12 protein-coding genes are annotated in these 11,515 nt (G+C 50.3%); 7 read left to right on the forward strand and 5 right to left on the reverse strand.

The window, feature by feature from the left end; all coding sequences use genetic code 11:
- A partial coding sequence (locus tag H598_RS26785; protein ID WP_035415907.1) for a hypothetical protein occupies positions 1 to 345 on the forward strand: 345 nt, incomplete at its 5' end.
- Between the two features lie 273 nt (positions 346 to 618).
- On the forward strand, positions 619 to 939 hold the full coding sequence (locus H598_RS0113265; RefSeq protein ID WP_028113441.1) for a hypothetical protein: 321 nt from the start codon (positions 619 to 621) through the stop codon (positions 937 to 939).
- A gap of 251 nt (positions 940 to 1,190) precedes the next feature.
- On the opposite strand, the gene H598_RS0113270 is transcribed toward H598_RS0113265, so the two are convergent.
- From H598_RS0113270 to H598_RS0113295, 5 genes are all read right to left on the reverse strand, one after another.
- Positions 1,191 to 1,823 (reverse strand): hypothetical protein, encoded by a 633-nt coding sequence (locus H598_RS0113270; protein ID WP_028113442.1) that lies wholly within the window; start codon positions 1,821 to 1,823, stop codon positions 1,191 to 1,193.
- A complete protein-coding gene (locus H598_RS0113275) occupies positions 1,816 to 2,598 on the reverse strand; it encodes a ParA family protein (protein ID WP_028113443.1) in 783 nt (260 codons plus the stop codon). The genes H598_RS0113270 and H598_RS0113275 overlap by 8 nt, the downstream gene beginning before the upstream one ends.
- A 56-nt stretch (positions 2,599 to 2,654) precedes the next feature.
- A complete protein-coding gene (locus H598_RS0113280; RefSeq protein ID WP_028113444.1) occupies positions 2,655 to 3,581 on the reverse strand; it encodes a hypothetical protein in 927 nt (308 codons plus the stop codon).
- Positions 3,582 to 3,954: 373 nt separating this feature from the next.
- Positions 3,955 to 4,653: a tyrosine-type recombinase/integrase gene (locus H598_RS0113285; protein ID WP_051252719.1), complete on the reverse strand. Its 699-nt coding sequence runs from the start codon at positions 4,651 to 4,653 to the stop codon at positions 3,955 to 3,957.
- A 420-nt stretch (positions 4,654 to 5,073) separates the two neighbouring features.
- A complete protein-coding gene (locus H598_RS0113295; protein ID WP_028113447.1) occupies positions 5,074 to 5,514 on the reverse strand; it encodes a hypothetical protein in 441 nt (146 codons plus the stop codon).
- 499 nt (positions 5,515 to 6,013) lie between these two features.
- On the opposite strand from H598_RS0113295, the gene H598_RS0113305 reads away from it, so the two are divergent.
- From H598_RS0113305 to H598_RS24330, 5 genes are all read left to right on the forward strand, one after another.
- On the forward strand, positions 6,014 to 6,325 hold the full coding sequence (locus tag H598_RS0113305; RefSeq protein WP_028113449.1) for a type II toxin-antitoxin system HigB family toxin: 312 nt from the start codon (positions 6,014 to 6,016) through the stop codon (positions 6,323 to 6,325).
- Positions 6,326 to 6,330: 5 nt separating this feature from the next.
- Positions 6,331 to 6,756, forward strand: coding sequence for a helix-turn-helix domain-containing protein (locus H598_RS0113310; protein WP_035415908.1), 426 nt, complete (start codon positions 6,331 to 6,333; stop codon positions 6,754 to 6,756).
- Positions 6,757 to 7,302: 546 nt separating this feature from the next.
- A complete protein-coding gene (locus H598_RS0113315; protein WP_028113451.1) occupies positions 7,303 to 7,533 on the forward strand; it encodes a hypothetical protein in 231 nt (76 codons plus the stop codon).
- A 54-nt stretch (positions 7,534 to 7,587) separates the two neighbouring features.
- Entirely contained in the window at positions 7,588 to 8,151 is a 564-nt protein-coding gene (locus H598_RS0113320) for a hypothetical protein (RefSeq protein WP_028113452.1), read from the forward strand.
- Positions 8,152 to 8,166: 15 nt separating this feature from the next.
- On the forward strand, positions 8,167 to 11,515 hold a 3,349-nt coding region (locus H598_RS24330), incomplete at its 3' end, for a hypothetical protein (RefSeq protein ID WP_156897041.1).

Genomic DNA, 11,515 nt, shown 5'->3' on the forward strand with positions numbered 1-11,515 from the left:
CCCGCCATTTTGCTGAGCATGGCCCTGACTGCATCCGCAGCGGCCCAGAAGGCAGATGCTCCCCAGCTTTATCCGGTTAACTATGGCCGGTTCACTGTCGTTGATCAGGATATGGTGGTCACGGTGAGTTTTGCCTACGGTGGCGCGACGGAATCCGGCGGCCATCTGTGCAACGTCGTCGGCTATCTCTCCGGCAGCCGCTCCCCGGCCAACCTTTACCGCGAAATGGTGGAAGTGCCGGTAATCCCTCATAGCCCCTATGACTGTGCTACACCGGAACAGATCAGCGAGTTTGTTGGTAAGCTGAGTCACGGCCCCTTGCACGATGCCTTGTTGGGCGATTGACCTCATCTTTACCCATTGCCGTGGGGGTGTGCTCCGGCCCATTCCTTGGATAGGAAAACCGATGGAGCTGTAACCGTAACCTGCGGAGGCTGTTTCTGCTAGCCTTCTCGGTGCTGACGTAACATAACCAGCGGAAATGACACAAAAGCCCCAGCTATTGAGCTGGGGTTTTTGCGTAATCGCAACCCAGCGGCGCATAAAGCGCTGAGGCGGCTTTTTTTTCAGCCCCGGATTGAGATCATGGGGTTTTACCGCAGATAAGGAGTGAACACGATGAAAAAGCTAATCACCTGGGGCGCGTTGGCGCTGTGTCTGGTTGGGTGCTCCAAGCCCCCTGCCCCGCCCCGGCTGCCGTCCGAGGTTGGCGAGATCCAGACCGTGCCCTTTCGGCTGGTGTTCGAGACGGTGGACAGTAACCGCTATGCGTCGGTGGTGCCGGTGATCTTCTATGGATCAACCCTACCGGCCAGGGCCGTGACCATCCCCGCCGGGGATTGGGTCAGCGGCGGCCAGTCCCTGGTGCAGCCTGGGGAGCGTTACCGGCTCCAGCTCACCGCGACCGGCCACTATAAGATCCTTGCCATCCACCACTGAGGTACCAGCTTGACCACATACCCACACGGCCAACTGGGGCCGCTCCACTGCCCTCCGGGCGCGGCCCCTCCGTTGCGTGGATATGTGGACAAGCGACAGGCCCGCCGGGCGTTCTTCTTCATTGATGCCATTCAAGTATTGATCCACCGACAGGCTGAAAAACTCCAGGCATAGCTCCCAGGACAGGCCGCAACGGCGCTTGCCATCGTCAAAAAGTTCGTTGAGTTTGGCTTGGTGCATGGAACTCCCCCCTACAGCGGCAGCGGTTTGTCAGTGCGTTGATAGCCGCCCTCAACCGCTTGCAGATAACCTAGCTCCTTCAAGGAGTGCATCAGGTAATCCGCCAGGCGGATATCTGGGTTGTTGCACACCCCAAAACCGTTTTTCAGGATCAGCTCTGTGACCCCGGCGGCGTCCATCTTGTTGATGATGAAAAACTGGTAGGTGGTCAGGTTGTGGGCTTTAAGTTGCCCCAGGAACATGCTTAGATTCGCCAGGGCCATCGCATCGATCACCTCCTTGTCGGTATGCTGGTTCAGCAGAATGGCGGCGGCGCGGATCAGCTTGGCTTTGCTGGCTTCGCGCATACTGCCCAGCTGCTCAATTAGGTATTGGGATTCGTTGGCTTTCAGGTGCTTTAGGCGTTCATCCAACCCTATGTGATCGTTTTCCGTATAACGCACCGGATACGCACGAGTTTTTGAGGTGGATTGCACCGAAAAGAAGTTGTCAGGCTTGCTCTGGGCCGGTTTGGCGGCCTGGCGTTCGGCGTTGCCTTTGAGCTTTTCCAAGATCTTGATCCGTGCCCGCTGCTTGGGATTGGGCTTGGCTAGCTGTTGCAGGGTAGCCAGCTCTGTTGCCTGTTCGTCAGTCCATTTAGCCATGCTCGATCACCTCTCGGGCCAGGTTGCGATAGTACATGGCGGCGACATGCCCCGGCTTGACCACAGACAGCGGTTCGCCCTCGGTGGCGGCATCTTTGAACACCGAGCGTGACCAGATCACCGTTTCGGTTTGGCGCTCGGGGTGCAAGGCGGCCAGGTATTCATTGCCGTAGGCCAGCGCGTTGGTTTCTCGCTTGTCCACCTTGGCGGGCAGCACCCGGTAATCAATGTCGTCCTCGGTGACAAATTTTACGTCACAGATGTGTTTCAGGTAGGTGTCCACCCCTTGCAGCGAATCCTCGGTGTACTCGGTGGGGATCAAGAAGGAGTCGGCGGCCATCACCGCATTGAGCCCCAACACGCTGGTGCCGGGGCTGGTGTCGATCAGTACAAAGTCGTACTGATCCAGCAGCGGGGCCAGTAGCAGTTTTAGGCGTTCCTCGCGGCGCGGCAGTGAGATCATATCTATATCCAACTTACTCATGGCATCGCCGGGGCGGCCAGGGACAAAGTGTAGGTTGGGTTGCGCCTCGCCGCCGATGATGGCCGGGTAGATCGCGTCGGTCAACTGAGCGCCGCGCTCCTTGATCACGTCGCCCAGCCACAGGGGTTTGTCCTCGTCGGTCAGGTAGCGGGTCAGGTTGCCCTGGCTGTCCATGTCAATCAACAGCACCCGCATCCCCGCCCGCGCCAGCTCCCACCCCAGGTTTAGGGTCGAGGTGGTTTTGAGCACCCCGCCCTTTCGGTTTCCAACCACTTTAACTTTTGCTGCCATCTGCTTAGTTCACTCTATTTCTTCGTCTTACTGCCAGTTTAAGGGCTTGTATAACGCTATTGCAATACATGGCTTTGCTCTGCGCCTTTGAGACGCCAGCCATTGCGGTAGGGCTCCAGGTAATCGGCTTGGCCCATCTCATCCAGCAGTTCGGTGATCTGCTGTCGGTTCAAGGCGGTGGGGCCGGTCAGCCCCCGGATGCTGGGGGTGAGGCTTCCCTCAAGGATGGCCGCGACGATATCGGCGTGGGCGCTCATGGCGGGCCACTCCTCCGCTTCGGGGACGGGCTGGGGGGCGGTGATGGCTTGCGGCGGCTCGGCGGTCACCGGGGCCGGGTCGGCCTCGGGTTGGGGCTCGGAGGCGGGCGCTTTGGGTTTGCTGGTCAGGGCAAACAAAATCGACATGCCGATGGCGATCCACTCCACGGTCAGCGCCACCCCCAGGCTGATCTGATTAGCCATCGATGTCACCCGATTTTGTGGCGGCAGCTGATCGCGCTTGTCCATCAGCTGGGCGGCGTTGGCTTCCAGCTGGGCGGCCTTCTGGCGGGTGGCCGTGCCCTTGCTAATGAAGTCCATCGCCTCAAAGCGGCTGGCGTTTTGCCGCAGCTCTGCCGCCTGGCTCAGTTTCATTTCAATTTGAGTTGTTATCGTCTGGTAGCGGGTGCTCTCGGTCTGGGTGCTGGCTAGGCCGTTGTCCACCGCAAAGATGCTAGCCAGCATTGAGCATCCCAGCAGCACTACGGCCAGCAGCGCCAGCAGGAAGGCGGGCAACCGCTGTTGTTGCTGCCACAGATGGATCACCGCAATCGGCAGCAGCGCCTTGCTGGTGTCCATTAGACCGCCTATCACCGCAAACTCCAGCTCCAGGCCGGTATTCCCGGCCACCTGGCGCATAAAGCTGATAGTGAGAATGGCTCCGATAACGGTGGCGATGATGGTGATCACGGCGGAACTGAAGTGGAGAAAGGCCCGGTTTCTCATGGGGGTATGATCCTGTTGTTGAGGAAACAGATGGCGTGACGCCTCGTGTATAACATCAATGTTATACACGGGTTATTCTATACCAGGTCATGTATAACGTCAATGTTATACATGACCTGGGGTTTGTCTGAGGTTAAGTATAACGGTGGTGTTATACACGGTTTATGTGTGTGTGTATGGCGCGGCGGGTTGGCTTGGGCTGGCACTGAGCACGGTGGGGGTACACAGTGCAAAGCCACTGTTTTCAGCGTCTTGCACAGCGATATATCTTGTATAACGCTATTGTTATACATGCTCTGTTTTGTGGCGGGGGAGGTGGCGGCGGGTGAGTGTGCCGCTACTGTGACCACTGCGGCGGGCCGCCCGCGCACAGTCAGCGGGCGACTGTGAGCGGCAGGCTGAAGGCCACCTGTTGCCCCAGGCCAAACGCCTCGATGCCCATCACCTGGGTGTAGATCTCGGTCGAGCGGCGGGAGCGGTGGCCCATCCACGCTTGCAGCACCGGCACCGGCACCTGATGCAATACGCAATGCACCGCGAAGCTGTGGCGCAAGCTGTGCGGCCCCGGACGAAAGGCGATCTCGGCCCCGGCGGCGCTGGCCCGCTCATAGGCGCGGCCCATCCAGTTGCGCACCGTCTGATCCGACACCTGCCACAGCCGTTCCCGCTTGGGCGGGCGGTGGGTGGCTAGGTAGCGGCGCAGCCGCACCACAAAGGCGGGATCGAGCAGCGGCACCAGGCGCGGTTTCGGGCGGCGGGCGCTGCGGGGCCGCTGTTTTAGGGTGGGCAGACTGACATAGGGTTGATGCGGGTCATCCAGGGCCAGATCGGCGGGCGTCAGCGCCAGCGCCTCGGTGATCCTGGCGCCGGTGTTCCACAGCAGATCCAGCAGCAACCGTTGCCGGTCGTCGTCCAGGGCGTCGAGCAGAGCGGACACCTCCGGCAGCAGCAGATAGGCGGGCATCTCCACATGGTGCAGCACTCGGCGGCGCACCGCCGCCATCGCGGGCCAGTCCAGTTGTACCGGCGAGGGCAGGGCGGCCAGGGCGGGGCCGGAGGGAACGGGGATCATTGGGGCTCTCCAGGGTCAACACTGCGGCGATTGTAAGCGGCGCGGGCGACCACGGCAACGGTGGGGCAGGGCAGGGCGTTTGTTTGAATTTTGGGGTAACTCCCAGCTTAGGCCGGTTAGCCCAAATCTGGCGCAGGGCTTGGCAGGAGGGGGGTGAGGGGGGTAATCCCATATCTGGGGGCATCTGGGTGCCGGAGCACCAGATAGGGGATTTTGGCCGGGTGGGGGCCGATTTTGGATTTTAGGGGCTTATCCCAAATTTCTGATTGCCCCTTCGTTTCATTACAGCGTTTCCCATGGTTGTGGTCTAGGATGATTCAGAAAGTTGTCACTTTCAGTGTTGGCGACGGGCATCGATGCCCCGTTTTGCCGTCAAACATAGTCGCTGCAGAAGAACATGAATGGTAAAAATGGCGGTATTTATAAGTTTTGATACTCTTGATACTGCTGTTTAAGCCATTTTGGTAGTTTGATTTTGGTTTTGTCCCAACCGATACTTGTCGCATAGTCGGCTAGCGCACGACGTATTGTTGGCCTAGTGTATGTCCCGCCTCTAGATGTTGTGATTTGTCCTTGATTAGCTAGCGTTGCCATTTGTTCAAAGGACTCATTTAGGTGTCCATTAAAAGCTAAAAATTCCCATAACTTTTTCTGATGCTGCTCTTTGTTGGCAGTGCGAACCTGAGCTCCTTTATGGGATGCAATAGTTTTGTTGTGTTTTGCTTGTAGTTGACGGTAATGTTGCCAACAAATGGGAATGATTTTAGTGCCTTCTAGTAACTCAATACCCCGGTAAATTGGGTTTTTGCATAGAGCGCAGTCAACTAGTTCCATATCATCAGGTAAATTTACAAATCTCATAGTTTTTCACTCGTTTATGGTGTGTCGAACGCAGTAATTTTGAGTTGTTTCGATGCCTTGCAACTCTTGAAACACTCCAATGTTGATAAATAATACTGCGGGGGCTAAGTCAATTGCGGCGACGTCCTGAGTTGGGTCTTCCAAAAAGTGATTGTGCCAAATTTGTAGCCTTGACAAGGCTTCGGTTAACTCCATATCTCCGCTTCTTAATGTCACCCTAGAGGTGGATCGATTGATGATCAAGGTACAAAGGTGCTGGCCGAGACTGGGAAAGTGCAGCACTTCAATGTTTTTAGTACCAGGTCTAGACTTGACGAATACAGATAGATTGTGTGTTTGCATGGCTTTGGTGTGTCATTATCGGTGGTTATGCCACAATAAGGGAAAGTGACCGCCGTGTCAACATCGGTGATATTGTATCTTTTTTTCGATAAAGTATTCCGTGTGGGAATGTTTGTTGCTATAATTCCGTACAGGAATAGTTAGAAGGGCAAGCCCAATGCATGTTATATCTCGAAAGCCATTTAACGATGCTGCCCAGCAGTATCCGCAACAAAAAGAGGCTTTGTTGTCGGTGTATCGCACTCTGAGGGCTGGGGAGTTTGGCTCTCCAGAAGAAATGAAGAAAGTGTTCCCAAGCTTGGATAATTTTAAGTATAGGAATAAATGGTTTGTTATCGATATTGGTGGAAATCATTTAAGGATGATTGCATTTATCGAGTTTAGAGATAATCGTATGTATGTAAAACACATTGTTGACCATAAAAAGTATGATCGACTGTGTGACCGTTATCGCGGAGATAAGGAGTAAATATCATGACTGACATTACTATTGCGAGTGAATTGTCATTGTTGCTTGATAAAATACCTGTGATTACTAAGATCGCAAATAAGCGCCAGTATGATAGAGCGTTAACTCTAATGGATGCAATGATAGACGATTATGAAAAATACCGCTCTTTGATTATTATTTTGGCAAAAAACATTGAGTCCTGGGAGGTGCAAAGTCCTGATTTTATTGATTTTAATGAATCTGTAAAAGAGTGTTCTGGGCCGGAATCCGTGTTTAAATGTCTGATAGATCAGCATGGGTTAACTAACTCTGATTTTGAAGGTGAAATTGGAAAGCAGTCTGCCGTAAGTAAAATACTTAGTGATAAGTACCCTCATAAGTTAAAAAGGGATCATATCGAGGCTTTAAGCAAGCGGTTTAGTATTCCAACTAGTATATTTTTTGGATAAGGGCAGTAGATTTTATAGGTTGATTTTTATTTTTACAGTTAATAAGTAAAGGTCTGGTATTATATGTAAATGTAGAAAATACTAAAACCAGACTTGCTATTGCCCCTTTTAGGGGCTTTTTTTTCATAAAAATTTTGTTATGTAACCTGGGTCATTGTGGGTAGGCCCTCCTGTTGGGGGAAGGTGTGGGCAACTCGGAGCGGTGGGCCGCCTCTAAGCTGTCCACACCTGATCCCGACGAGAAAGGAGGGCGAACCGAAGGCTATCCACGATTAGACTGGTCTCCGTATTGGGTCATTTAAGATGAATCTTTATATTGAGTAATGCTTCAAGATTAAAAGTTGATACCTAAGTCATAGATATTTACTAAAAATTGTGCTCAATCAAATTCTAGGAAAGACAATTTTTTGACGGCCGGGTTAATAATTTGTTTATTCTTGCAGGTCTATTTTTTAATTTAATTTAGCTCACCTGTGTTGTTATAGGTAGTTGTTTTATATATAATTTTTTTGTTTAACTCGGTTTGTAAAATTTAGGTGCAACGCCATGCCGCTTGTAGAAGTGGAGCCAGGTATTAGCAAAAGTATGGATGCGAAAAATAAGGAGGCTATTTACCCCAAGATAAAGGGGGTAGTAGTAGTTAATGGTGATGGATCGTTGACCCCTATGAATGACGAAAAATATTGGAATCATTTGGGGGGGGCGTTCAGAAAAAAAGTCGATGCTTATTGTCTGCTTTATAACCATGGAATTCGTATTGTCAACAAGCCTTGCTAACTTTGCTTTTTAAATTTATTCGTCATTAATTTGGCGTCTTGGAGATTATTTTAGATGAAACTTAATAAACAAGCGCTGCTAGGATTGGCACTCCTGGTTCCGCTGACAGCTCACGCTGTTGATTTCTATTTTGGCTTGGGAGCAGGAATGTACCAGGTTGATGATGCCGATTTGAATACTGATTCAGTTTTTTCACCTTACTTTGTCGTTGGGGCAGAGCACCCCTTAAGCCGCAACACTAAAATTACTTCAGAATTTCAATATACAGAATTTGCTCCCAGTGCTGGGGTGGGAAAAATGGGAATGGATGTAACGTCTATTGATTGGACTTTGGCCTACTCCTATCAGTACCCCCTTTCTTACAAGTTCCACCCAGTATTCAGTGCCGGACTGGTGGCTAACTATGGTCAATATTCTAAACGCCATTCCATTGATGAGTTTGGTTACTTAGCTGATCGATTTGATGATAAAGATGAGATTTCTGGCGGTTTTCTTCTGTCGGCTTCCCACGACTTCCACGTTGATCAATTTGATTTTGATTGGTCAACAGGGCTGCAACTTCGTCATGCATTTGGTGGAGTTAGTTCTTTTGGCGTTTACGCCGTGTATCGTTTTTAACTGGAGGTTAAATAGATGCGTAAATCACTCATAGCAATTTCACTGGGACTTGCGTTAAATGGCTGTGGTTCTGATACCAAAGTTCCACCGCCTCCGCCGATAGGGGCTCTCTCTGGTAACGCTGTCGATGCTTTGATCATCCATGGGGTTGTCAATGCTTATGATTTTAGTGATGGAAAAAAAGGGGAGCTAGTATCAGTTGCTCCTGTGGTTACAGATGACAAAGGCTTTTTTGAGATTCAGGTACAAACTAACCATGACCATCCAGTATTGCTGGAAGTTACTAGTGGGTACTATGTTGAAGAAGCAACCGGCAAAGCAGTATCGTTGACCGATGAACAATTTTTGTGGGCGGTGCTCAACTACGAGCACGGCACAGACATTAAAACGATGGTTACTACATGGACTCATGTAGCGGCTGCTGATGCGGCTTTTCAAGTATCTAATGGACTATCGGTTGCCGATGCTGTAGACAAAGCAAATAGTGAAATGTCTTCCTGGCTTGGGGTAGATATTACATCCACTTACCCTGTAAACATCACTGATCCGGCTTATTCCTCAGCTGGTTTTTATGATGGTGTGAAGTATGGCCTTCAATCTGCGGCTTTGTCTCAATGGGCGGTACGTTTGTCCGATTCCGCCGGTATTGAACCTCATACAAACTACACATCTATTGTTCTCTCTAACATCATGTATAACGATGTTCTTTCAGATGGGATATTAGATGGGGTGATTGACGGAGCTACTATCGATTTAAGCGGCCTAGAGTTGTCTAATGAGGCTTATCGGGTCAATTTGGCACAGTCAGCACTGCATGTAATTCATCGTAACGATATTAATAAAATCAATATTGCTGTTGGCGACACAGTACCGTTTGTACAGTCGGTGGCATCCACTTCTATTGATATGTTTGGCAGTGAAGGGGCTGTGACCATTACTGACCTTGGCCCTAAGATTAGCGTGTCTCAGCCTGATGGTTACTTGGTTCGAGGACAGGCAGATCTAGAGGTAAATGTGGAGGATTATGTAGGCTTGAAGCGCATAGAGCTTTGGGTTGATGGTGTCCTTCAAGATGATGATCTTATTGAGCGAGGTTTTAAGCACACGGCGATTTTGTCGTTCGATACAACCCCCTATTCAGACGGCCCATTGTCTGTTGAGTTGCGCAGTTGCAATGTGCTCGACATTGAGAACACAGAGGCTTTCACAGTCAACATTGCGAACATTGACGCAGGTGTCCATTTTCGTTCTGGTACACTTATTGGTTCTACATCACACACAGTTAATGGCGATGTATTTAACGTCATACCTCCTATCACTGTGGGTTTCAATGGTTTGAGTTATAGCTTTGATGAAAGCCAATTTTCCATTGATACCACCTTAGTTGAGGGAATTAATAACCTACAACTTAACGTCATAGATTCTACTGGTAAGAGCAATGACTTTGACCATATAGTGAATGTCGACCTAACGGCTCCCAGCGTTGCCTGGAACACTCCCGTTGTTGGTCTTAGCCGTGATGGTGACGGGGTGTTGAAAACCGTTACTTTTCCTCGAGATCAGTCGGTTCCACTCTATATTGGCTATGATAACAGTCGCTTAGGTACGCTTCCCCGAACTCGCGAAGATATGGAAAAGAATGGGATTGCTTACCTGGAGCTGGTGACAGAGGACACCGGGACGGTCAACACTCGGCATGATGATCTGAATGTGACTTATTCCATCACTGTTGATGATTTTTCGGTAGTTGATAATAAGCCTCTGAGTATCACTAGCGATGGCCTCTATATGCTGCCGCTTACCGAAGAATTTATACCCGAGCTATTTGATGTAGAGCTATCTAGTACCATCGAAGTGGTGATGTCTGCCACCGATGAAGTCGGCAATAAATCCAGTGTGAGTTACATGTTAGCTCTAGATGTGGATATGCCTAAAATGAATGTGAATTCCACTTTTGCTGATAGCACACTTGCGCTTAATAGGTATCATTCTCCCACTGTGGGAAACACAGTTAAGGAGTGTGTCGCGAACAGTCAGGGTAACTGTGCAATGTTGTTGCACGGTGCTTATCCGGTGATCATGTTATCGGCTAATGGCGGCGAATACGTAGACATAGACGGCCGCCGGTTCCCTTTGGAAAAGCCGCTTTCTACTTTGACGGATTTCTTTGAGAGCGATAAGCAGATTTACTTTACCCCTTTGGCAGCAGTGATGGTGGGTTTATATGACTACGAACTGAGCAAAGGGGTTTTGCCTACAGATGCGCTTTCTCGGGCAAGGTTGAAGATTGTTGAAATTTATGGTTTTGACCCGTTGACTACTCCAATTGGTGATCTAACTGGTGAGCTGACCGAAGCCAATAAACATGCGCTGCTGATTGGCGCGTACAGCCTTATCTATGACCAGAAATTTTTAGCTTCCCCCCTGGACGTAGTTCGCGCGATGCGTGATGACGTCGCAGCCGATGGTTATCTAGATGGACAAGGGAGTCAGGGCCAGATCGAACTAGGTAATCAAGTGCTAAATTCTGAGTTTTGGCGGCGAGATATAGCTGCGGCACTTAATGAGTATCATGCGTTACTAGGTAAGCCGCTGGGGAACACTACGGTGGGCGTGTGGGCGCAACAGGTTTCGTTGAATATTGATTCTGTATTTCGCTCTGAGGACATTCCAGAAGGTTGGGATCAAGAAAATCCAGTCTTGGTGGTCGCATCTAAACTTGGACAATGGGTCACTGGTATGGTGGCTTTTGATGTAGAAGCAGATGACGACACTGGAATTTCGAAGGTAGCTCTAGAGGTAGCTGATACCGAAATAGGCGAACAGTTTAATAAGGCGAGTGTTGAATTCGAGCTTGATACTGAACAGTTCGATGAAGGTGAGCAGTCGGTCACAATTGAGTTGGTGGACGAGATCGCCAATGTGGTTAAAGAAACCGGCGTCATTAAGATCGACAATACCGATCCTCAGCTTATTGGTACTGATCTGGCAGATACCTGGGTCAAAGATACTGTGACTTATAAAGTGGGTATCGATGAGCTGTCTCCATACTCTCATGTGGTGACAAACGGCGAAACTGAAGTGACCAGCTTAGAGGGGGATAGCTTTGAGCTAGATACCACCATTTACCCTGATGGCCCTTTGGTATTGAAATCAACCGTTATCGACTCCGTAGATCGGCAAGCTGAAGTTGAGGCTACCGTCAACATCGACAATACAGACCCGGTAATTGCGGCTAGTTCCTTTGCCGATAAATGGGTAACTGACACTATCAAACTGCCGGTAAAAGTAGAGGATGTAAGCCCTACAGAGATTGAGGTAATACTCGATGATAAGGAAATTGGTTCTTATAGCGAGGCGGGGG

This window comes from Ferrimonas kyonanensis DSM 18153 (genome assembly GCF_000425405.1).
Classification (GTDB): domain Bacteria; phylum Pseudomonadota; class Gammaproteobacteria; order Enterobacterales; family Shewanellaceae; genus Ferrimonas; species Ferrimonas kyonanensis.